The 21355-nt window shown below is 61.2% G+C and carries 20 protein-coding genes; 13 read left to right on the forward strand and 7 right to left on the reverse strand.

Annotated elements, in window-relative coordinates; translation table 11 throughout:
• The first annotated feature begins 164 nt into the window (after nt 1–164).
• From GZH79_RS05750 to preA, 3 genes are read left to right on the forward strand one after another with little or no spacing between them, the layout of a single operon-like run.
• On the forward strand, nt 165–1487 hold the full coding sequence (locus tag GZH79_RS05750) for an NAD(P)-dependent oxidoreductase (RefSeq protein ID WP_211642825.1): 1323 nt from the start codon (nt 165–167) through the stop codon (nt 1485–1487).
• Nucleotides 1444–2262 (forward strand): DNA-formamidopyrimidine glycosylase family protein, encoded by an 819-nt coding sequence (locus GZH79_RS05755; RefSeq protein ID WP_211642826.1) that lies wholly within the window; start codon nt 1444–1446, stop codon nt 2260–2262. Before GZH79_RS05750 ends, GZH79_RS05755 begins: the two co-directional genes overlap by 44 nt.
• Before the next feature lie 13 nt (nt 2263–2275).
• A complete protein-coding gene (gene preA, locus GZH79_RS05760; protein WP_211642827.1) occupies nt 2276–3580 on the forward strand; it encodes an NAD-dependent dihydropyrimidine dehydrogenase subunit PreA in 1305 nt (434 codons plus the stop codon).
• 72 nt (nt 3581–3652) lie between these two features.
• Here the strand turns inward: preA and GZH79_RS05765 are convergent, their stop codons facing one another.
• A complete protein-coding gene (locus GZH79_RS05765) occupies nt 3653–4321 on the reverse strand; it encodes a flavodoxin reductase (RefSeq protein ID WP_211642828.1) in 669 nt (222 codons plus the stop codon).
• Nucleotides 4322–4353: 32 nt separating this feature from the next.
• A complete protein-coding gene (locus GZH79_RS05770; protein ID WP_211642829.1) occupies nt 4354–4971 on the reverse strand; it encodes a TetR family transcriptional regulator C-terminal domain-containing protein in 618 nt (205 codons plus the stop codon).
• Between the two features lie 162 nt (nt 4972–5133).
• Here GZH79_RS05770 and GZH79_RS05775 point away from each other — a divergent pair, with 162 nt between their 5' ends.
• The 6 genes from GZH79_RS05775 to GZH79_RS05800 all read left to right on the forward strand — a co-directional run bounded on the left by GZH79_RS05775 (nt 5134) and on the right by GZH79_RS05800 (nt 11646).
• Nucleotides 5134–6384, forward strand: a complete 1251-nt coding sequence (locus tag GZH79_RS05775) for a Zn-dependent hydrolase (RefSeq protein ID WP_211642830.1) — start codon at nt 5134–5136, stop codon at nt 6382–6384.
• A 75-nt stretch (nt 6385–6459) separates the two neighbouring features.
• On the forward strand, nt 6460–7914 hold the full coding sequence (hydA, locus tag GZH79_RS05780) for a dihydropyrimidinase (protein WP_211642831.1): 1455 nt from the start codon (nt 6460–6462) through the stop codon (nt 7912–7914).
• Between the two features lie 106 nt (nt 7915–8020).
• A complete protein-coding gene (locus tag GZH79_RS05785; RefSeq protein WP_211642832.1) occupies nt 8021–8800 on the forward strand; it encodes an ABC transporter ATP-binding protein in 780 nt (259 codons plus the stop codon).
• Nucleotides 8801–8872: 72 nt separating this feature from the next.
• Nucleotides 8873–9790 carry an ABC transporter permease subunit gene (locus tag GZH79_RS05790; protein WP_211642833.1) on the forward strand — a complete coding sequence of 306 codons (918 nt, stop codon included), beginning with the start codon at nt 8873–8875 and terminating at the stop codon, nt 9788–9790.
• Entirely contained in the window at nt 9787–10623 is an 837-nt protein-coding gene (locus tag GZH79_RS05795) for an ABC transporter permease (protein WP_211642834.1), read from the forward strand. Before GZH79_RS05790 ends, GZH79_RS05795 begins: the two co-directional genes overlap by 4 nt.
• A gap of 39 nt (nt 10624–10662) precedes the next feature.
• Nucleotides 10663–11646, forward strand: a complete 984-nt coding sequence (locus GZH79_RS05800; protein WP_211642835.1) for an ABC transporter substrate-binding protein — start codon at nt 10663–10665, stop codon at nt 11644–11646.
• Nucleotides 11647–11711: 65 nt separating this feature from the next.
• Here the strand turns inward: GZH79_RS05800 and GZH79_RS05805 are convergent, their stop codons facing one another.
• The 5 genes from GZH79_RS05805 to chlG all read right to left on the reverse strand — a co-directional run bounded on the left by GZH79_RS05805 (nt 11712) and on the right by chlG (nt 16857).
• Nucleotides 11712–12713, reverse strand: a complete 1002-nt coding sequence (locus GZH79_RS05805; RefSeq protein ID WP_211642836.1) for an HWE histidine kinase domain-containing protein — start codon at nt 12711–12713, stop codon at nt 11712–11714.
• Nucleotides 12714–12955: 242 nt separating this feature from the next.
• Nucleotides 12956–13489, reverse strand: a complete 534-nt coding sequence (gene idi / locus GZH79_RS05810; protein ID WP_211642837.1) for an isopentenyl-diphosphate delta-isomerase — start codon at nt 13487–13489, stop codon at nt 12956–12958.
• Nucleotides 13486–14667, reverse strand: a complete 1182-nt coding sequence (locus GZH79_RS05815; protein WP_211642838.1) for a geranylgeranyl diphosphate reductase — start codon at nt 14665–14667, stop codon at nt 13486–13488. Before GZH79_RS05815 ends, idi begins: the two co-directional genes overlap by 4 nt.
• A gap of 2 nt (nt 14668–14669) precedes the next feature.
• Nucleotides 14670–15950, reverse strand: coding sequence for a BCD family MFS transporter (locus GZH79_RS05820; protein ID WP_211642839.1), 1281 nt, complete (start codon nt 15948–15950; stop codon nt 14670–14672).
• Between the two features lies 1 nt (nt 15951).
• Nucleotides 15952–16857 (reverse strand): chlorophyll synthase ChlG, encoded by a 906-nt coding sequence (gene chlG / locus GZH79_RS05825; RefSeq protein ID WP_211642840.1) that lies wholly within the window; start codon nt 16855–16857, stop codon nt 15952–15954.
• Between the two features lie 135 nt (nt 16858–16992).
• On the opposite strand from chlG, the gene GZH79_RS05830 reads away from it, so the two are divergent.
• The 4 genes from GZH79_RS05830 (at nt 16993) to GZH79_RS05845 (ending at nt 21354) form a co-directional block, all read left to right on the forward strand.
• A complete protein-coding gene (locus GZH79_RS05830) occupies nt 16993–17778 on the forward strand; it encodes a ThuA domain-containing protein (protein ID WP_211642841.1) in 786 nt (261 codons plus the stop codon).
• Nucleotides 17775–18836: a Gfo/Idh/MocA family oxidoreductase gene (locus GZH79_RS05835; protein ID WP_211642842.1), complete on the forward strand. Its 1062-nt coding sequence runs from the start codon at nt 17775–17777 to the stop codon at nt 18834–18836. The genes GZH79_RS05830 and GZH79_RS05835 overlap by 4 nt, the downstream gene beginning before the upstream one ends.
• Complete coding sequence (locus tag GZH79_RS05840) at nt 18833–20482, forward strand: glycosyltransferase family 4 protein (RefSeq protein WP_211642843.1); 1650 nt, start codon at nt 18833–18835, stop codon at nt 20480–20482. Before GZH79_RS05835 ends, GZH79_RS05840 begins: the two co-directional genes overlap by 4 nt.
• 86 nt (nt 20483–20568) lie before the next feature.
• Nucleotides 20569–21354 carry a hypothetical protein gene (locus tag GZH79_RS05845; protein ID WP_211642844.1) on the forward strand — a complete coding sequence of 262 codons (786 nt, stop codon included), beginning with the start codon at nt 20569–20571 and terminating at the stop codon, nt 21352–21354.
• The last annotated feature ends 1 nt before the right edge of the window (nt 21355 follow it).

Consider the following 21355-nt stretch of genomic DNA (forward strand, 5'->3'; position numbering starts at 1 on the left):
ATGGCACAGCATTACGGATCATGAGCAAAACCACCAGAGCCGAACCGTTTTTCAGTCGTTTGGCTGTCCTAAAATTGCAGTTTTCACGATGCCTAAAATTTACCGTTTGATAAAAAATCATTCCGTGCCAGTCTGAAATCAACGCTGACAGTGACGAGGCCGCCATGACATCTGTGACCGCACCAGGAATTACCGCAGGACGGCTAAGTGCCGACGCCTTGGCAGAAGCGTTTGGCGACCTGCACGCCCCGCTTGATCCGCACGAGGTGCGGGTGGCGGCAGATCGGTGCTATTTCTGCTACGACGCGCCCTGTGTCACAGCCTGCCCCACGGACATCGACATCCCGCTGTTCATCCGGCAAATCGCGACCGGCACGCCCGAAGCCGCAGCGCGCACGATCTTTGAACAGAATATTCTGGGCGGCATGTGCGCCCGCGTCTGCCCGACAGAGGATCTGTGCGAAGGCGCGTGTGTGCGTGAACTGGCCGAAGGCAAGCCGGTCGAGATCGGGCGCCTGCAACGGCATGCGACCGATACGCTGATGGCACGGCAGGGGCACCCGTTCACCCGCGCGCCCGCGACCGGCAAGCGGATTGCTGTCGTCGGCGCCGGGCCTGCCGGGCTGTCCTGCGCGCACCGTCTGGCAATGCTGGGGCATGATGTCACAATCCACGAAGCGCGACCCAAACCCGGCGGTCTGAACGAATACGGCATTGCCGCCTACAAAAGCACAGATGATTTTGCCGCCCGCGAAGCGGCGTGGCTGATGCAGATTGGCGGAATCGCGATCCAGACCGGGTCGGCGCTGGGCGACGGGTTGACCGTCGACGGTCTGGTGGCGGATTTTGATGCGGTGTTCCTTGCCGTGGGTCTGGGTGGCGTCAATGCGCTGGGTGCCGCGGGTGACGACCACGCAAGCGTCAACGACGCTGTGAATTTCATCGCGGATCTGCGGCAGGCGGGCGATCTGGCGGACATCGCCGTGGGCCGGCATGTGGTGGTGATCGGTGGCGGGATGACGGCGGTGGACGCGGCCGTGCAATCCAAGCTGCTGGGGGCCGAAAGCGTCACCATCGCCTATCGCCGCGACCGCGACCGCATGGGGGCCAGCCGCTATGAACAGGATCTGGCCGCAAGCCATGGTGTGCGGATCATGTTCAACGTCCAGCCGCATGCGATCCACGACGGCGAGATCGAACTGGAATACACCGCCGACACTGGCACCGGCCTGTCCGGCACCGGCGAAACCATCCGCCTGTCCGCCGATCAGGTGTTCCGTGCCATTGGCCAGACCCTGACGACCGATGGCGGGCTGACGATCGCGGACCGCAAGATCGCGGTCACCGGCGCGGGCCGCACCACGCGCACCGGCGTTTGGGCGGGGGGCGATTGCGCGCAGGGGGGTGACGATCTGACCGTGACGGCCGTGGCACAGGGGCGCGATGCGGCGATGGACATTCACGCCGCACTGGTCGGTGATGCCTGAGCTGCCAGAAGCAGACGCGGCCCGACGCCGGATCGCGGACGATTGTCTGCACCGCACGATTGCGGGCTTCACGTTGGGAGAGGTGGCGCATGTCACCTTACCCACCGAAGCAGAACGCGCGCGGTTCGTTGGCACCCAACTGACGCGGACGCATCGGCACGGTAAATACATCTTTGCGGGTTCGGTCGATGGCCCATGGTTGCATATTCATCTGGGCATGGCGGGCAGCCTGCGCACTTGGGATGCCCAAGATGCTGCGCCCGATTACGCGCGACTTACCATTGAATTCGAAGGCGACCGTCGGCTGACGTTTCGCGACCCACGCAAGTTCGGCGCGGTGCATCTGGTCGAGGATGTCGAGAATTTCATCGCTGAAAAAGGCCTTGGCCCCGATGCAATGCAGATTGGCGGCAACGCCTTTGCCGATATGATCGGGCGGACCCGCGGGGCCGTCAAACCAGCGCTTCTGGATCAGGCAAAGATCGCCGGTGTCGGTAATTTATGGTCGGACGAGGCGCTGTATCGCACCGGAATCGCACCCGAGGCCAAAGGGTCCGATCTGGAACCCGCCCGCATCGCGGCCCTGCACCGGGCGGTTCAGGACATCATGGGCCGCGTGATGGCTGAAAATGCCGATTATGCCCGGTTGCCCGACGACTGGCTGATTCATAACCGCACGGCTGGCGCGGCCTGCACGCGCTGTGATGGTATCATTACCCATAAAAAGGTGGGTGGACGCACCGCGTATCACTGCCCGACCCACCAAACACGCTGACCCGGAGGACCCAATGGCCGATCTGACCACCGATTTCGTAGGCATCAAAAGCCCTAACCCGTTCTGGCTCGCCTCTGCCCCGCCGACGGACAAGGAATATAACGTGCGCCGCGCGTTCGACGCCGGATGGGGCGGCGTCGTGTGGAAAACGCTGGGGGCCGAAGGTCCGCCGGTCGTCAACGTCAATGGTCCGCGCTACGGCGTAATCCACGGGGCGGATCGCCGCGTGCTGGGGATCAACAACATCGAACTGATCACTGACCGCCCGCTGGAAGTGAACCTGGAAGAAATGGCACGGGTCAAGGCGGATTACCCTGACCGCGCCCTGATCGCCTCGATCATGGTGCCCTGCGAAGAACAGGCATGGCGTGACATCCTGTCCCGGGTGCAGGAAACCAACGCCGACGGGATCGAATTGAACTTTGGCTGTCCGCACGGAATGGCCGAACGTGGCATGGGCAGTGCCGTGGGGCAGGTGCCGGAATACATCGAAATGGTCGTGCGCTGGTGCAAGGCATATTACGACCGTCCGGTGATCGTGAAACTGACGCCCAACATCACGGATATCCGCAAACCTGCGCAGGCCGCGAAAAACGGCGGGGCGGATGCGGTCAGCCTGATCAACACGATCAATTCGATCACCTCTGTCGATCTGGATATGATGGCGCCGCAGCCCACCATCGACGGCAAGGGCACCCATGGCGGCTATTGCGGACCGGCGGTCAAACCCATCGCCATGAACATGGTGGCGGAAATCGCCCGCGATCCGGCGACGTATGGCATGCCGATTTCGGGCATCGGTGGTATCGGCACATGGCGGGACGCGGCTGAATTCATGGCGCTGGGCTGCGGCAACGTGCAGGTCTGCACGGCGGCGATGACCTATGGCTTCAAGATCGTGGCGGAAATGAAATCCGGCCTGTCGCAGTGGATGGATGAAAAGGGCTACGCCTCGACCGCGGATTTCGTCGGCATGGCGGTGCCCAATGTGACCGACTGGCAGTATCTGAACTTGAACTACGTTGCCAAGGCGCAAATCGATCAGGACAAATGCATTTCTTGCGGGCGCTGCTACGCGGCGTGCGAAGACACCAGCCATCAGGCGATTGCAATGTCGCCCGACCGGACCTTTAGCGTGATCGACGAAGAATGCGTCGCCTGTAACCTGTGCGTGGATGTCTGCCCGGTCGACGATTGTATCACGATGATCGCCATGACACCGGGCAGCATCGATCCGCGCACCGGTAAAGAGGTGCTCAAGGAATATGCCAACTGGACCACGCACCCCAATAATCCCGGCGCGGTTGCGGCGGAATAGGCGGGCCAGTTAACTTCTTCTTGCCAAAAATATCCCGGGGGTCCGGGGGCTGGCCCCCGGTCCCGTCCTGAATTACCAGCCTTCTTCGGTCACGATGTTATCGGATGGGACGCCGATCGATTTGAGCGCGTCGCGGATGTCATTCACGAACCCCTTGGGTCCGCAAATATAGAACGGGCGATCCTGCTCGATTCCGATATCTTCCAGCATGGCGCGGTCCAGCTTGCCATGGCGGTGTTCAGTATCCGGCTGATCCGAAATGACGTAGACTGGCGTGACACCTGCCATCTGGTCCCACTGGTCTTTGAGGATGATGTCGCGGTCTGTCTTGTTGGCAAAGATCAGCTTGTCACCGCCAATTCCGTCGCGGGCGTGTTTGTTCAGGATCGCGATGAACGGCGTGATGCCCGCGCCTGCCGCGATAAAGGTGCCGCAGCCGTGATCGGTGATCGCGCCTGCGGGTTCATCCGCAATCCATCTGTCGCCGGGCTGGATGTCGGGCACCATTTCCGTGACGCCGTCATGTGACGGATAGGATTTGATGACAAAGACGACATCGCTATCCGATGGATCGCTGACCATGGTAAAGGGTCGGTCTTCGTCCCGCCAGCCGTCCTTGTCCAATGCCATGTGGGTGGCCTGTCCGGGTTCGAAATCGAACCCGTCGGGTCGGCTGCAGATCAGACGATATGTGTCATGGGTCAACGGCTCTGTCTTCTTGACGGTCAGCGTGTAGCTCATCGCGTTCTCCTTTTGTTAAAGGTAAAACTCGTTTAGCGCTGTCGTGGTTCCAAAAGGCTTCTGTAGAGCTGGTCCAGAAAACATTCCGCACCGGGAAACGGGTCGTCATCGTCCAGAACGGCGCGGATCTGGACATCGAAATCGGCGTAATGCTGGGTCAGTGACCAGATCGAAAAGATCAGGTGGACCGGGTCCGTGCGCCGGATCAGACCATCGTCCATCCAGCCTTGCAGCACGGTGGCGCGGTCATCGACCAGCGCCCTTAGCTCTGTGTGCAGGACGGGACCGACAAGCGGGGCGCCCTGCAGGATTTCATTGGCAAACAGGCGGCTTTCGCGGGGGTAATCCCGGCTCATCATCAATTTGCGCTGGGCATAGGCCAGAATTTCGGCAATCGGTTCGCCCGCAGGGTCCAGCGCGCGCAGCGGGTCCAGCCAGGTCACCAGCAGATCGTCCAGCAAGGCGGTATAGACGGCTTCCTTGGACGGGAAATAATACAGCAGGTTCGGTTTCGACAGTCCTGCGGTGCTGGCGATCTGGTCCAGTGTCGCACCCCGGAAACCATGCGCTGAAAACACGTCCAGCCCGGCGGACAGGATCGTCTTGCGATTGCGGGTCTGGATGCGGGTTTGCGGCGCAGCGTCTTCCATCGATTCTCCTCTTGCCGCATTTTCAGGCGATGCTGCCCGCGTTGGGCGCCATGACCGGCATCCGCGTCCTGTCTGCAAAGCAGAGTCTTGACGGACTGCAGACCCGTGGTAGCGTGAGTTTGACCAGTCGGTCAAATCAAGAATGTCAGGAGAACAGCGCATATGGGCTCACCGGGAAAAAATCTGCGTATCGATGGTGACCGGCTTTGGAACAGCCTGATGGACATGGCACAGATCGGCCCCGGTGTGGCGGGTGGGAACAACCGCCAGACCCTGACCGATGCCGATAGCGAAGGCCGCCACCTGTTTGCGGGGTGGTGCAAGGATGCGGGGCTGTCCATGGGTGTCGATGAGATCGGCAACATGTTCGCCCAGCGTGAAGGAACCGACCCCGATGCGCTGCCGGTCTATGTCGGCAGCCATCTGGACACACAGCCCACGGGCGGCAAATACGACGGCGTGCTGGGCGTGCTGGGCGGTCTGGAACTGATCCGCACCCTGAACGATCTGGATATCAAGACGAAACACCCCATCGTCGTCGTCAACTGGACCAACGAGGAAGGCACACGGTTCGCCCCGGCGATGCTGGCGTCGGGTGTCTTTGCGGGCAAGCATACGCTGGACTGGGCGAACGACCGCGTTGATGCGCAGGGTAAGCGGTTCGGGGACGAACTGGAACGGATCGGCTGGAAAGGTGACGAGCCGGTCGGGGACCGCAAGATGCACGCGCTGTTCGAATTGCACATCGAGCAGGGCCCGATCCTGGAAGCCGAGGGCCGCGATATCGGCGTCGTCACCCACGGGCAGGGTCTGCGCTGGATCGAATGCACCGTCACTGGCAAGGAAAGCCACACCGGATCGACACCGATGCCGATGCGCAGGAACGCGGGCCGGGGATTGGCGCTGATCACAGAACTGGTTCACCAGATCGCGATGGACAACCAGCCCAATGCGGTTGGCGCGATCGGCCATATCGATGTCTACCCCAACAGCCGTAACATCATCCCCGGCAAGGTGGTGTTCACCGTCGATATGCGGACGCATCTGCTGGATAAGCTGAATGCGATGGTGGATGCGCTGATGGCGAAGGCACCCCAGCTATGTGCGGATATCGGTGTGGACTTTCACGCTGAAATCGTCGGCCAGTTCGACCCGCCCGCATTCGATGAGGCCTGTGTCGGTGCCGTGCGCGATGCCGCGGAACGGTTAGGCTACAGCCATATGGATATCGTCAGCGGCGCGGGCCACGATGCCTGCTGGATAAACGACCTGTATCCGACAGCCATGATCATGTGTCCGTGCGTTGACGGCTTGTCACACAACGAGGCGGAAGAGATCACCAAGGACTGGGCCGTGGCTGGGACCGATGTACTGCTGCATGCGGTGATGGAAACCGCTGTGGTGGTGGACTAGGGGCTCTGCCCCCGGCTGCGCCTCCCCCGGGATATTTATAGCAAGAAGAAGTTTGACCCAAGAAGGACCATGGCCATGACCACAGTCATCAAGAACGGCACCATCGTGACCGCTGATCTGACCTACACGGCAGACGTGCTGATCGAGGGCGGTGTGATCACCCAGATCGGGCCGGACCTGAAAGGCGATACAGTGCTGGATGCAGGCGGATGTTACGTGATGCCCGGCGGGATCGATCCGCACACGCATCTGGAGATGCCGTTCATGGGCACCTATTCCAGCGACGATTTTGAAAGCGGAACGCGTGCGGCGTTGTCTGGGGGGACAACGATGGTGGTGGATTTTGCCTTGCCGTCGCCCGGTCAGGGACTGCTGGACGCGTTGCAGATGTGGGACAACAAATCGGGGCGCGCGGCCTGCGATTATTCGTTCCACATGGCCGTGACATGGTGGGGCGAACAGGTGTTCGACGAGATGGAAACAGTTGTCCGTGACCGGGGGATCAACACGTTCAAGCATTTCATGGCCTATAAGGGTGCGTTGATGGTGAACGATGACGAGCTTTATGCGTCGTTCAACCGGTTGGCGGAACTGGGTGGCATCGCCATGGTCCATGCCGAAAACGGTGATGTGGTGGCGGAACTGTCGGCCAAGCTGCTGGCCGCCGGGAACACCGGGCCCGAGGCGCACGCCTATTCGCGCCCGCCGCAGGTTGAAGGCGAGGCAACGAACCGCGCGATCATGATTGCGGATATGGCGGGGGTGCCGCTGTATGTCGTCCATACCTCTTGCGAGGATAGTCACGAGGCGATCCGCCGTGCGCGGATGCAGGGCAAACGCGTTTGGGGCGAGCCACTGATCCAGCATTTGACGCTGGACGAATCCGAATATTTCAACACCGACTGGGACCATGCAGCACGGCGCGTGATGTCGCCGCCGTTCCGCAACAAACAGCATCAGGACAGCCTGTGGGCGGGTCTGCAAAGCGGGTCACTGTCGGTGGTGGCGACGGATCATTGCGCGTTCACCACGGAACAGAAACGATATGGCGTGGGGGATTTCACCAAGATTCCCAACGGGACCGGCGGACTGGAAGACCGGATGCCGATGCTGTGGACCTATGGCGTGGCGACCGGGCGGTTGACGATGAACGAATTCGTGGCTGTGACATCCACCAATATCGCCAAGATCCTGAATTGCTATCCCAAGAAGGGCGCAGTTCTGGTGGGGGCAGATGCCGATCTGGTGGTCTGGGACCCCGAGAAGGAAAAGACGATCACCGCCGACAAACAGGTCAGCGCCATTGATTACAACGTGTTCGAAGGCAAGCATGTCAAAGGTCTGCCACGGTTCACCCTGACCCGCGGCCAGGTCGCCGTGCACGATGGTGAATTGCGCGCGCAGGAAGGCCATGGCAAATTCGTCAAGCGCGCGCCAAACGGGTCTGTGAACAAGGCGCTGTCGTCGTGGAAAGAGCTGACAGCACCGCGCCCTGTCGAACGGTCGGGCATTCCGGCGACGGGTGTTTGAGTTGAACAGATTTGCCATTTACGCGGGGCCGATGCCGCATATCCGTGATCCGGGGGCGGCGCTGGCCGCCGTTGCACTGCCACTTTACCCCATCATGGCGCGTTAGATGCCCGAGACCGTGATCACAGCGCAGGCGCTTGACCTGACTTTTCAGACGAACGACGGGCCGGTGCACGCGCTGAAAGATGTGAAATTGGACATCGAGAAAGGCGAGTTCGTCAGTTTCATCGGACCTTCGGGGTGCGGCAAGACGACGTTTTTGCGCTGTATCGCGGGGTTGGAGGAGCCGACGGGGGGCAGCTTGCGCGTCAATGGCATGACGCCGGACGAGGCGCGGCGCGCGCGGGCCTATGGTTATGTGTTTCAGGCGGCGGGGCTGTATCCGTGGCGGACCATCGGCGGCAATGTGAAGCTGCCGCTGGAGATCATGGGGTTTTCCAAGGCTGAACAGGCGGCACGGGTCGCGCGGGTGCTGGAGCTGGTGGATCTTGCGGGGTTCGAGAAGAAGTTCCCGTGGCAATTGTCGGGGGGAATGCAGCAACGCGCCAGTATCGCGCGGGCGCTGGCGTTCGATGCGGATATCCTGCTGATGGACGAACCGTTCGGCGCGCTGGACGAAATCGTGCGGGATCATCTGAACGAGCAATTGCTGCAGCTTTGGGCGCGGACCGAAAAGACGATCGGGTTTGTGACGCATTCGATCCCCGAAGCGGTTTATCTGTCGACCAAGATCGTGGTGATGAGCCCGCGTCCCGGGCGGATCACGGATGTGATCGAAAGCACGCTGCCCCGTGAACGTCCGCTGGATATTCGGGACAGTGCCGAATTCATCGCCATCGCGCACCGGGTGCGTGACGGGCTGCGGGCGGGGCATTCGTATGACTGAGCGGTGCGCGACTGGCGGTGGGCGGAGCCTCCGGCGGGAGTATTTCTGGCAAGATGATCCGATGGGCGCGTCATGAAGTCGGTTCTGCCCGTGGTGTCCGTGGTGGCGTTTTTATTGGTTGTCTGGATCGTTTCAGTCGTGCCGATGAACATTCATCTGGCGGCGGATCAGGCGGCACGGGGTGACGTGGCGGTGCAGCCGGATGATGCGCGCGCGCGCCAAGAGGTGGGCGCGGTTGCGCTGGCGTTGCGCAATCCGGCCGTGATCCCGATGACCTATACGTTGGATCGGCCACGATTGCCGGGACCGCAGCAGGTTGTGGGCGAATTGTGGAACACCGTTTTCATGGTGTCGCCCACGTCGCGGCAATCGCTGATCTATCATGGCTGGGTGACGCTGTCGGCCACGCTGCTGGGATTTGCGATGGGCACGGCGCTGGGGATCGCGCTTGCAGTTGGAATCGTATTTTCGCGGACCATGGACCTGAGCGTGATGCCATGGGCCATTGCCAGCCAGACAATCCCCATACTGGCACTGGCACCGATGATCATCGTCGTCATGGGGGCCATCGGTATTCAGGGGCTTTTGCCGAAGGCGATTATCAGCGCGTATCTGTCGTTCTTTCCGGTCGTCGTAGGCATGGTAAAGGGGCTGCGCAGCCCGGACGCGATGCAACTGGATTTGTTGCGGACCTATCACGCGGGACCGGCCCAAGGATTCTGGAAGCTGCGGTTGCCGGCGTCGGTGCCGTATCTGTTCGCATCGCTCAAGATCGGGATTTCGGCATCATTGGTGGGGGCCATTGTGGGTGAATTGCCGACGGGCGCGCGGGCGGGGTTCGGTGCGCGCATGCTGGTCGGTGACCAATACGGCCAGCCGCTGGTGACATGGGCCGCGTTGTTTGCGGCGGCGATCACGGCGGCGGCGCTGGTCGGGCTGTTCGCATTGATGGAACGGATCACGTTGAGACGCATGGGGATGGCGGCATGATGGCGCTGGCGGCAATCATGCTGATCTGGGGTGCGGGCTGGACCATCAACCTGATGCTGGCGCGACGTGGTGGCAACGGGGTCGGGTGGATGGCGCCGCTGGTGTTCGGCCTGACCATCCTGCTGATCTGGGAGGTTTACGTGCGGCTGGCCGGGGTCAGCCCGATCATCCTGCCGCCCCCCAGCGCCATTGCAGTGACGTTTTCTGATTCGTTGCCGTTGCTATGGGCGGATTTCGCCCAGACGATCCTGAAGGGTGCCATGACCGGCTATGTGCTGGGGGCCATTGCGGCCTTTGCCATTGCCGTTCTGGCGGATCGCAGTGATTTTCTGATGCGGGGCATCCTGCCGGTGGGCGGGTTCATGGCGGCGCTGCCGATTGTCGGCACGGCGCCGATTTTCGTGAAATGGCTGGGCAGCGATTGGCCGTCCAAGGCGGCAGTCGTCGGTGTGATGGTGTTTTTTCCAATTCTTGTGAATACGGTGGCGGGGTTGCGCGATACCACGACGATGCAGCGTGACCTGATGCGGACCTATGGTGCCGGCTACTGGCCGACGCTGTTGAAACTGCGCCTGCCGGCTGCCCTGCCGTTCATTTTCAACGGTCTTAAGATTGCGACCACGCTTGCGTTGATCGGGGCGATCGTTGCTGAATTTTTCGGCTCTCCGACGGTGGGAATGGGGTTTCGAATCTCGACCAGCGTGGGACAGCTTGCGCTGGATCTGGTCTGGGCAGAGATTGTTGTCGCGGCCCTGGCAGGTTCTGCGTTCTATGGCGTGATGGCCTGGATCGAGGGCCGACTGACATTCTGGCATCCAAGCCAGCGTACATAAGACCGGCTGAAGCCGGCTAACCTTAACAAGGAGAAGAAGATGAGACATCTTATCACCGCGGCGACGCTGGCGTTTGTCGGTAGTCAGGCCAGCGCGCAGGACAATGACGTGACACTGCAGTTGCAGTGGGTCACGCAATCGCAGTTCGCGGGCTATTACGTGGCACAGGACAAGGGTTTTTATGACGAAGAGGGCCTGAACGTCACGATCATGCCCGGTGGTCCCGATATCGCGCCGCCGCAAGTGCTGGCCGGTGGCGGGGCCGACGTGATGCTGAACTGGATGCCATCCGCGCTTGCGGCCCGTGAAAAGGGTCTGCCGGTCGTCAATATCGCGCAGCCGTTCAAAACATCCGGTCTGATGCTGACCTGCTGGAAGGATACCGGCATTACGTCGGTAGAGGATTTCAAGGGCAAGACCATCGGCGTCTGGTTCTTTGGAAACGAATATCCGTTCCTGTCATGGATGAGTCAGGAAGGCATTTCCACCGATGGCGGCGATGACGGCGTCACGGTGCTGAAGCAGGGGTTCAACGTCGATCCGCTGTTGCAGCGGCAGGCGGATTGCATTTCGACCATGACCTATAACGAATACGGTCAGGTGCTGGATGCGGGTGTAAACCCCGACGAATTGATCACCTTTAAATACGAGGATCAGGGCGTTGCCACGCTGGAAGACGGCATGTGGGTGCTGGAAGAAAATCTGGAAGATCCGGCGTTCGTCGAAAAGATGGTCAAGTTCGTCCGCGCATCGATGAAGGGCTGGAAATACGCCGAAGAAAACCCGGCAGAAGCCGCGCAGATCGTGCTGGATAACGACGAAACCGGTGCGCAGGGTCTGGAGGCACAGCAGCGCATGATGGAAGAGGTGGCAAAGCTGACTGCGGGATCGACCGGCGCACTTGCCGAGGCCGATTATCAGCGGACAGTGGATACATTGCTGGCTGGCGGGTCGGACCCTGTGATTTCCGCCGCACCCGAGGGCGCATGGACCAGCGTGATCACGGATCAGGCGCTGAACTGATAGCGATAAAAACATGAGGGAATGGCGCGGTGCCTTGCCGCGCCATTTTCGTTTGTCACGCAGGTTCAGGGATGTTGCATCCGGTCCGGCACGGTCAGGGTATAGTCAAAGCGGTCGGTCTGAAAAATGCGGTGCGCGGTTGCCTGCAGTTGCGATGGCACGACATTTTCAAGGATAAACGATCCAAAACCCGCGCGTGCGGGCTGGGGATCGATGTTGATATCGATTTCGGACCACCGGAAGTCATATCCCATCCGCCCAGTCACGTGCCACGCGATGTCCAGCTGGCCCAGATTTGATTTCAATGCGCCGTGCTTGATCGAATTGGTTGTCAGTTCGTGGATCGCCAGTGTCAGGATTTGTGCTTCGGTCGCGTTGATGATGATGCGGTCACCGGACAGCTTGATCCGGTCTGCTTCGATATCTTCGTATTGTGCCAGCTCGCGCCGGACAATCTGATCAAGCGAGATTCCGTCCCAGTTTTCGCCGGTCAGGTATCTATGGGTGCGGGCCAACGCCATCAGCCGGCCTTCGAATTTTTGCAGAAAGTCGGGCAGGTCTTCGGCATTGGCGACGGTTCGTTTGGCTGTCGCGGAAACCAGCGAAAAGATATTGCCGACGCGGTGCTGCAATTCCTGCGTCACGGCATCCTTGAGCCGGATCGCCATGACCTGCTGGGTCACATCGAGCGCGTTCTGGATCATGTATTCGACCTGACCGTCGGCGTCGTAGACGGGGTGATGCACGCAGGTCCACCAGATTTCGCGCATCTCGCCTGTATCCTTGCCGGTCTCATCGACCACAGGAATGGCATAGGGCACTTCGACAAGCGTGTTTTTTTCACCCGCCAGCGCGCGGCGCAGCGCGTCACCGATCAGTTTGCGGCGGTCATCGGTTTCAGGGAAAGCGTCAAAAATATATTGGCCGCGTATATCGCCCATCTTGCGCGAGACGGTTGAAAGATAAAGGTCACTGGCACCGATGATGCACAAGGAGTGGTCCAGCGCAATGCAAGGCGCTGGAAGGTGCTTGAACAATGCATCGCGATCAATATCGGTAAAAGGCATCTGGTCCTGTACGGGGAATGACACCGCGAAATTCAAATGAAAGTCGCGATGAATGGTGAAACGACGTACTTGAAAGATTTGCCGAAAGTTTCAGTGATTTCAAGTTCCAGCCAAAGTGTACCCGACTGGGTCACGCGATAACATTTGTTTGTGCCTCGTCTAATGACAACGAAGCTGACGTTATTTGGATCGATTTGCAAGGTCGCCGGACACCAAGACCCGACCGTTCCTGCTGGGATCAGTTACGACGCTGCGTCAGCATGGCCGAAAATCGCATCTGCGTAATCAGCCAGGTAAATTTTCAACCAAGGTGTGTAAAGGTCGGGTGTTCTGGCGATGTCGGCATGCAAATCATGCAATGTCACCCAGCGGGTTGCCATCACCTCTTGTGGATTCAGCCGCAGGGTCAGATCGGCAGGGGCGTCGGCGGTGAATACCTCGACCACTTCGTGTTCGATCAGGCCGCCGCCGACATCGGCGCGGTATTCCAGACGGTCGCGGTGGGTCAGGGTCAGACCGGTGATGCCCAGCTCTTCTGACAGGCGGCGGGTGGCGCAGGTCTGTGCAGGTTCGTTCCAGTCGGGGTGTGTGCAACAGGTGTTCGCCCACAGGCCGGGCGTGTGATATTTACCCATTGCGCGCTGCTGGATCAGAACCTGATCGCCGCGCATGACAAAAACGCTGATCGCCTTGTGGCGCAGACCGCGCACATGGGCGTCCAGTTTTTCGACCGGTTGCAATTCACCGTCGATCCATGCGGGGATCATGACTGTCATGTGCGTGTGACAGCCACCAGACCCGACAGGTGGGCAAGGTTCTTGAAGCCGATTTTCAGGTGCGCCATGGGCCGTGCCTTTACCAGTGCCTTGTTCATATAGGCCTCGAACGTCAGTTTTTGAACATCGACATCGTGGCAAAGGGACACAAAACGTTCGCGGCGTTCGTCGCTGCGGTAATAGGCGTTTTGCATCGCACCCAGCACACGGAAGACCTGTTTATGTTCACGCATGAACAGTTTGCGGGCCAGTTGCAGATCCTTGACCCGACCGGATTTCAGGTGTGCGGCAACGGCGGTTGCAGCAACACGGCCCCCGACCATGGCGTAATAGATGCCTTCGCCCGATGACGGCGCAACCACACCGGCGGCGTCACCGGCCAGCACCACGTCGCGTCCATTGTCCCAGCGGTCCAGCGGTTTCAGCGGGATTGGCGCGCCTTCGCGGCGGATCGTGCGGCAATCGGTCAGGCCATGGGCGGCGCGCAGGTCGGCGGTGGCCTGTTTCACGTCAACGGATTTGACCAGCGACCCCATGCCGATGCTGGCCTGTCCGCCGTGCGGGAAAATCCAGCCGTAGAAATCAGGAGAGATCTTGCCGTCATAGATCACGTCGCAGCGTTTGGGATCGTAGGTGGCGGTTGCGGCGGGGGCTTCGATGATTTCGTGGTAGGCGATGACATAGGGGATCTTGTCGCCGCCGGGCACGCATTGGGCCCCGACCTTGGACCGGGCACCATCGGCACCGATGATCAGTTGCGTCTGGATGCGGCTTTCATCGCCCGTCGTCTTGCAGCGATAGACGACATGGGTGCCGTCCGCATCGCGGTCGATCCGCACAAAGGTGCCTGCGATCATATCAGCCCCGGCAGCGACGGCGCGATCCCGCAGGAACGGGTCGAAATGTTCGCGGTCCACCATGCCGACAAAACCGTTTTCGATTGGAATATCGACGTGGCGCTGGGTTGGTGACACCATGCGGGCCGTGGTGATCTTGGCGACCAGTTGGTCGTCGGGAATGAAGAAATCTGCAATCAAGCGGGGCGGGATCGCGCCGCCGCAGGGTTTGATCCGGCCCAAGCGGTCCAGCATGGCCACGCGGTGGCCAGAGCGGACCAGATCCTCTGCGGCGGTGGCCCCGGCGGGCCCGGCGCCCACGACGACGACATCGTATTTCATGATCATTCTCCTGGAACGAGTGTGGGTGTGGACGCCGTGCGACGGTCCATGATTTTCATCGCCATCAGGGCGGCGGTCAGAAACAGGGCGGCCTCAAAAACAAAGACGCTGCCAAAGGCTTGGGTGTCGCCCAGCGTGGTGCGGCCCAGATCGACAAGGGCAGCACCGGTTAACCCGCCAAAGCCTGCGGCGACGGCCTGTGCCGCACCCCACAGGCCCATGCGGGTGCCTGTGCGGCGGTCGCGCCCCTCGCCCGCCAATGCCATCATGGACCCGATGGCGGCGACGGCGAACATGCCGTTGAAGAAACCCAGTGCGACGACGACCGGCACCAATGGTGCGCCCGGCCCCATTGGCCCGATAAAGGCGAGTGCGGCCAGCGCGGCAGCGGACCCGATACAGCCCGCGATGACCCATCCACGCAAGCCGCCGATCCGGAACCCGGTGGCAAGGATGCCGACCGCCAGCATCCCGACAAAGGTGCCGCCGTTCTGCGCGCCCGACAACGATGTGGACTGGCCGGGGGTAAAGCCGAACACCAGACCGGCATAGGGTTCAAGGATCAGTTCCTGCATGAAATAGGCCGTCATCGACAGGAATACGAACAGGGTAAAGTTGCGGGCGCGGCGTTCGGCCCAGACCTCTGCCAGGCCTTGGCGAAAGGGCGTGGCGTCGGGTTCCGTCACCTTGATCAGGCGGCGTTCCAGCCCCCAGACGGCCACACAGGTCAGCGCAACGGCGGCGGTGACGACGACCGACACGACCCGCAACAACAGCGCCGGGGTATAGGGATCAAGGAATGCGCCCACGGTGCCTGCGGTTACGGCAATGCCGAAGATCATCATCAGCCATGTGATCGTGGCCGCGGCGGCGCGACGGGGGGCGGCAGTGGTGGTGGCGAGCAGCGCCAGCAGCGACGTGCCGGATGCGCCGACCCCCAGACCGATCATCGCATAGGCCAGCAAGGACACGGCCAGACCCAGTGTGAAGCTGATGGGAAACAGCAAGATTGCGGCGGTCGCCAGCAGCGCACCCAGCGCCAGCATCGCCATGCCGCCAATGATCCAGCGCGTCCGCTGTCCACCTGCATCGGACGCGAACCCCCATTTCGGACGGCTAAGCTGGATGCCGTAGTGCAATGCCACCAGCGCACCGGGGAGGACGGCGGCCAGTGACAATTCGACCACCATCAGGCGGTTCAGGGTGGATGTCGTCAGGACCACGATGGACCCAAGGCACATCTGCACAAGGCCAAGGCGGACGATCTGGAACCACGTCAGCATGTCAGACTCCGATACTGCGCAGGGCGGTGGCGGCGACCATCATCCCGGCAATGAAAAACAGCACGCCCATGCCCTGATACCATTGCGCGCGCCCCAGCGGATCGCGCAGCAGGACCCGCATCGCCAAAAGCTGGATCGCCAGCAGGGCGGCGATGGCCGTGCCGTGCAACAGCTTGCCGTTCAGGTCCAGCAGCACGATCACGGCGATCTGCGGCAGGGTCATGGCCCAGCAGGCGACGCGTGCGGCCCGCGCCGGACCCAGCACCACGGGCAGCGACCGCAGGCCCAGCGCGCGGTCGCCTGTCACGGATTTGAAATCGTTCAGCACCATGATGCCGTAGGCACCGATGCCGTAAAGCGTGGCGACGACCAACACCAACGGCTGCGGCGCGCCCGCCGACAGGATCGCGGCACCGGTGATCCACGGCAGTGATTCGTAGGCGAGACCGCACAGCAGCGGTCCCCACAAGGGGGAGCGTTTGGCCCGCAGCGGTTCTGCGGAATAGGCCCATGCCGCGGCGCAGGCCAGCACCGTCGCGCCAAACCCCCACGGCCCCAGTTGCCAGCCGATCGCCAGTGACAAAACGGTCATCGCCAGCGCGATCCACAATCCCCAACGGCCTGGCACATTACCCGACGGGATCGGGCGGTCGGGTTCGTTGATGGCGTCGACATGCCGGTCGCACCAGTCGTTGGCGGCCTGACTCATCCCGCAGGTCACGGGACCGGCAAGCACAACGCCCAGCGCCACCAGCGTCCAGTCTGCGGACAGCGTGCCGACCGACACCACGCCGCACAGATAGGCCCACATGGGCGGAAACCACGTCCACGGTTTGACCAGCCGCAACAGCGCGCGCGGGGCGGGCCAGCGGCGGATCGGGACGGGATGGTCGGACAAGGTGCTCATGCTGTCAGTCTAACTAGACAGGTGGCGAGGGGGCAAGTGTAAACTAAAGCGGACACTTTAAGGTTCTGTTAACTTATGTTTGCACTTTTCCTGGCGGCGTTGCAGTTTCTCCGAAACGATTTGGAAGGGTAGATCATGAGTATTCGGGTTACGGTCTGGAATGAAAATGTCCATGAAACACATAACAAAACCGTGGGTGATCTGTATCCCGACGGGATTCACGGTGCGATCGCCAACACGCTGAATGGCGCAGATGGAATCACTGCGACCACGGCGACCCTGCAGGAACCTCAACACGGTTTGACGCAGGAAAAGCTGGATAACACCGATGTGTTGATCTGGTGGGGCCATGCCGCGCATGGCGATGTGGACGATGCCGTGGTCGAACGTGTGGTCGAGGCCGTTTGGTCCGGTATGGGTTTTATCGCGCTGCATTCGACGCATTTCGCAAAGCCGTTCAAGCGGTTGATGGGGAGCGCCTGCAACCTGACGTGGCGCGAAGCGGGCGAACGCGAGCGACTGTGGGTCACGTCGCGCAATCATCCCATCGCCGCCGGCCTGCCGGACCATTTCGAGTTGGAAAACGAGGAAATGTACGGCGAACCCTTTGGCGTGCCGGAACCACTGGAAACAGTTTTCATCAGCTGGTTTCAGGGCGGCGAGGTGTTCCGTTCCGGCCTGACCTACAAGCGGGGGGCGGGCAATGTGTTCTATTTCCGTCCGGGTCACGAAACCTATCCCACCTATTTCGACGCCAACGTGCAGACCGTGCTGAAAAACGCCGTGCGCTGGGCGCATAATCCGGCGGCCCGCGTTGTGGGCCCAAAAGATGCGCCCAATGTCCCGGTAGAAAAGGCGCTGGAAAAGATCGAGGCGCGCGGCCCCAGCCTGCACGCCGATGGCGAGGGGGGTTTCCGGTGACGACTCCTTTGCGCGTCCTGATCGTGGGCACGGGTGGCATGGCGCACGCCCATGCCGATGCCTACAAGGCGATGAACAGTGTCCAGATCGTCGGTGGTGTTGATCGCAACCCCGAACATCTGCACGCTTTCAATGCGGAATATGGCATTACCCACGCATTCGATTCCGTGGTGGAAGCCATCAAATGGGGTGAATTCGACGCGGTGTCTAACGTGACGCCCGACGCCGTTCACTTTCCCACGACCCTGCCGCTGCTGACGGCAGGCAAGCATGTGTTGTGCGAAAAACCCCTGTCGGTAAGCCACGCCGAAGCTGTGCAGATGGCCGATGCGGCTGACGCGGCGGGCGTGGTGAACATGGTCAATCTGACCTATCGCAACATTCCCGCCATCATGGAAGCCCAGCGCATCGTCGCCAGCGGTGCGATCGGTGAGGTCCGCCATTTCGAGGCGTCCTATCTGCAAAGCTGGCTGACCCAGCCTGCCTGGGGCAAATGGGATGAAGAAGAACAATGGCTGTGGCGGCTGTCGTCGCGGCACGGATCGCTGGGTGTGCTGGGCGACGTCGGCGTGCATATTCTGGATTTCGCCACCTTTGTAGCCGGGGCAAATGCGGCCAAGGTTTCCGCGCGGTTGCGGACCTTTGACAAGGCGCCGGGCGGGCAGGTCGGTGAATATGTGCTGGACGCCAATGACAGCGCCACGATGCAGCTAGAACTGACCAATGGCGCGGTCGGTGTGATCCATGCGTCGCGGTTCGCCAGTGGGCATATGAATGACCTGCGGTTGCGGATTTATGGCACGCTGGGCGGGCTGGATGTGCGGTGGGAAGACAAGCAATCTGTCCTGCGTGCCTGTGTCGGTGACAATCTGGGCACAGCCGCATGGGAGTATCTGGAGGTGCCGCCCGTGCAAACCAACTATACCCGGTTCATCGAGGCGATCCGCGCACAGCAGCCCGTGTTGCCCGATTTCGCCCGCGGTGCGCGTTTGCAAAAGGCGCTGGATGCTGCCGTGCAATCCAATGCCGAAGGATGCCGGGACATCGTGCTGGAATGACCGGACCCGCGATCTTTTTTCATGCCGACGCCATCGAGAGCAAAGGCAAGGAATTGGTCGGACGGCGCAGCGCGGGGCAGTCTTTTTTGCGGGGGTTTCTGCAACATGTGCCGGGGGATACGGTGCATGCGCTTGTGGAAACGCCACACGCGGGAAAGGTGTTTGAAACCGTCGCGCGTGATCTGGGTGAAACCCGCCCGGTGTCATCCATTGCACTGAATTCCGGTGCGGATTTCAGCGGACCGGGCACCATCTTTTTCCCCGGTCCGGGCTACATGCAGGCGGCGTGGCAGCGGCAGGGGCTGGGGATGGCATCCTGCAGTCTGGTGGGGATCACGCATACGGTGTCGACCCGCCGGGTCATGGAAGGCATGCATCGGCTGCTGTCCGAACCCGTGCAGAACTGGGACGCAATTATCTGCACCAGTCGGGCCGTGCATGGTGTTGTGCAACGTCAGATGACCGAAGAACGGGCGTTTTTGCTGGACCGTTTCGGCGGCACCCGCGTGCCGATGCCGCAACTGCCGGTCATCCCATTGGGGATTCAGGCAGACGATTTTGCGCGTCGTGACGGGGCGCGGCAAGCGATGCGCGCACGCTACGATGCCGGCGACGGGTTTGTCGTGATGACGATGGGGCGGCTGACCAGCGTGGAAAAGGCGAACCCGGTGCCGCTGTATCTGGCGCTGGAACAACTGGCGGGCGCATTGGGGCGTCCGGTGTATCTGTGGCAGGTCGGCTGGGCCAGCCGCGACACCGAAGCGGACCTGCACCGCGATGCAGCGGCGGCATTCTGTCCGTCTGTCAGCGTGCAACAGATCGACGGGCGTGACCCGGATGTGCGGCGCGATATCTGGGCCGGGGCGGACGTGTTCACGCTGCCGGCGGACAACATTCAGGAAACGTTCGGGCTTGTCCCGGTCGAAGCGATGGCTGCCGGTTTGCCCGTTGTGATGCCGGACTGGAACGGGTTCCGCGATACGGTCATTCACGGCGAAACCGGGTTTCTGATCCCCACACGGATGACAGGGCCGGGACATCCGCAGGGCCGTGATCTGGCGGCGCGGTTCGCGGACGGGCGTGACAGCTATCTGCATCATCTGTCGCTGATCCAGCAGCAGACGCAGATCGACGTGACCGCCTATGCCGGGGCATTGCTGGCGTTGGGCCGCGATGCCGACCTGTGCGCCCAGATGGGACAGGCTGGGGTGGATCATGTGCGCCGCACGTTCGATTGGTCGGTGGTGATCCCGCAATATCTGGCGCTGGGCGAGGAGCTTGCCGCGCGGCGCGCAGCCGCCAAACCGCGCAGGCCTGTGATGCCGCTGCAGATTGATCCGTTCGATCTGTACGGCGGGTATCCGACGGCGCATCCGGATGGCGATTGGATTATGTCGGGGGCCAAAACGCTGACACTGGAACAGCTGAACACGCTGGACCGGCTGAACGGCCGGACGCTGTATAACCGAAAGCAGTTGCCGGATGCGCGGGTTGTCGCCTTTGCCGACGCGGTGGCGCGTGTGGGGATCGCGACGGTTGCCGATATCGCCCAGACTGTGAAGATGCGCCTTGATCTGGCGCTGGCCGTTGCGTTGTTTCTGGCGAAATACGATTACCTGAAACTGGTCCCGCCGGAACCACAGTAACGCCCCAATTTACCTGATATTGACCAATGGTCATCCAATCCGGACTAATGACAAAGCAAAAAACCGGGTGGCAAGAGGTGTGGGCAATGCAGTTATCGGTCAGTTTTGAAAATACCAGAGGCGGTGAACCCGGCAAGGGGCCGGTTCAGGTCGGCTGGTTCCTGAACCAGATGAAAGGCGGGATCGTGTATTTCCCGCCCGAACGGGTGCGGTCCGTGGACATGAACAAAAGCCATGCCAAATCCGCCAGTCGGTGCCCGGCTGTGATCAACATGGAAAGCCGCTTTTTCGTCGTGCGCTGTCCGTTCGATCTGAACCTTGCTTTCGTGCGCGACAAGGACGGCAAGCCGGGATTGCGGAATCTGAACGGGGACAAGTCGGGTATCCGTGCCAACAAGCTGCGCGAAAAGCTGCATATCGCCGCCGAACATGAGTGGCGTTATCCCGGCGTGCCGACGATCCAGCTGGAACTGCCGTATGTTTTCATCGCGGATGAGCCGGTCTACATGAGCCAGGTCGCACCGTTCATGCATTACGCAAAGACGCCGCTGCCCGGCACGATCTTTGGCGGGCGGTTTCCGATCAATGTCTGGCCGCGCCCGTTGATGTGGGCGTTCGAATGGGTGGACCATACAAAACCGCTGGTGGTGAACCGGGGCGATCCGTTGTTTTACGTCACGTTCGAAACCGCGCCGCAGGATCGGTCCGTCGTCGTGCAAGAGGTCGAGCAAACCGACGACCTGAAAGACTATATGGAACTGATCTCTGGCGCGGTGAATTACGTCAACCAGACATTTTCGCTGTTCGAGGCGGCAGAAGCGCGCCGCCCCGCCAAGCTGGTCTGCCCGGTCAAGCGCGACAGGGCGGAGTAGC

Source organism: Loktanella sp. SALINAS62 (assembly GCF_018263905.1).
GTDB lineage: Bacteria > Pseudomonadota > Alphaproteobacteria > Rhodobacterales > Rhodobacteraceae > Loktanella.

What these genes read in the sequence shown, in the direction of transcription:
- GZH79_RS05750 (WP_211642825.1), top strand. Translation starts at nt 165, where the DNA reads ATGACATCTGTGACCGCACCAGGAATTACCGCAGGACGGCTAAGTGCC.
- GZH79_RS05755 (WP_211642826.1), top strand. Translation starts at nt 1,444, where the DNA reads ATGCGGCGATGGACATTCACGCCGCACTGGTCGGTGATGCCTGAGCTG.
- preA (WP_211642827.1), top strand. Translation starts at nt 2,276, where the DNA reads ATGGCCGATCTGACCACCGATTTCGTAGGCATCAAAAGCCCTAACCCG.
- GZH79_RS05765 (WP_211642828.1), bottom strand. Translation starts at nt 4,321, where the DNA reads ATGAGCTACACGCTGACCGTCAAGAAGACAGAGCCGTTGACCCATGAC.
- GZH79_RS05770 (WP_211642829.1), bottom strand. Translation starts at nt 4,971, where the DNA reads ATGGAAGACGCTGCGCCGCAAACCCGCATCCAGACCCGCAATCGCAAG.
- GZH79_RS05775 (WP_211642830.1), top strand. Translation starts at nt 5,134, where the DNA reads ATGGGCTCACCGGGAAAAAATCTGCGTATCGATGGTGACCGGCTTTGG.
- hydA (WP_211642831.1), top strand. Translation starts at nt 6,460, where the DNA reads ATGACCACAGTCATCAAGAACGGCACCATCGTGACCGCTGATCTGACC.
- GZH79_RS05785 (WP_211642832.1), top strand. Translation starts at nt 8,021, where the DNA reads ATGCCCGAGACCGTGATCACAGCGCAGGCGCTTGACCTGACTTTTCAG.
- GZH79_RS05790 (WP_211642833.1), top strand. Translation starts at nt 8,873, where the DNA reads ATGAAGTCGGTTCTGCCCGTGGTGTCCGTGGTGGCGTTTTTATTGGTT.
- GZH79_RS05795 (WP_211642834.1), top strand. Translation starts at nt 9,787, where the DNA reads ATGATGGCGCTGGCGGCAATCATGCTGATCTGGGGTGCGGGCTGGACC.
- GZH79_RS05800 (WP_211642835.1), top strand. Translation starts at nt 10,663, where the DNA reads ATGAGACATCTTATCACCGCGGCGACGCTGGCGTTTGTCGGTAGTCAG.
- GZH79_RS05805 (WP_211642836.1), bottom strand. Translation starts at nt 12,713, where the DNA reads ATGCCTTTTACCGATATTGATCGCGATGCATTGTTCAAGCACCTTCCA.
- idi (WP_211642837.1), bottom strand. Translation starts at nt 13,489, where the DNA reads ATGACAGTCATGATCCCCGCATGGATCGACGGTGAATTGCAACCGGTC.
- GZH79_RS05815 (WP_211642838.1), bottom strand. Translation starts at nt 14,667, where the DNA reads ATGAAATACGATGTCGTCGTCGTGGGCGCCGGGCCCGCCGGGGCCACC.
- GZH79_RS05820 (WP_211642839.1), bottom strand. Translation starts at nt 15,950, where the DNA reads ATGCTGACGTGGTTCCAGATCGTCCGCCTTGGCCTTGTGCAGATGTGC.
- chlG (WP_211642840.1), bottom strand. Translation starts at nt 16,857, where the DNA reads ATGAGCACCTTGTCCGACCATCCCGTCCCGATCCGCCGCTGGCCCGCC.
- GZH79_RS05830 (WP_211642841.1), top strand. Translation starts at nt 16,993, where the DNA reads ATGAGTATTCGGGTTACGGTCTGGAATGAAAATGTCCATGAAACACAT.
- GZH79_RS05840 (WP_211642843.1), top strand. Translation starts at nt 18,833, where the DNA reads ATGACCGGACCCGCGATCTTTTTTCATGCCGACGCCATCGAGAGCAAA.
- GZH79_RS05845 (WP_211642844.1), top strand. Translation starts at nt 20,569, where the DNA reads ATGCAGTTATCGGTCAGTTTTGAAAATACCAGAGGCGGTGAACCCGGC.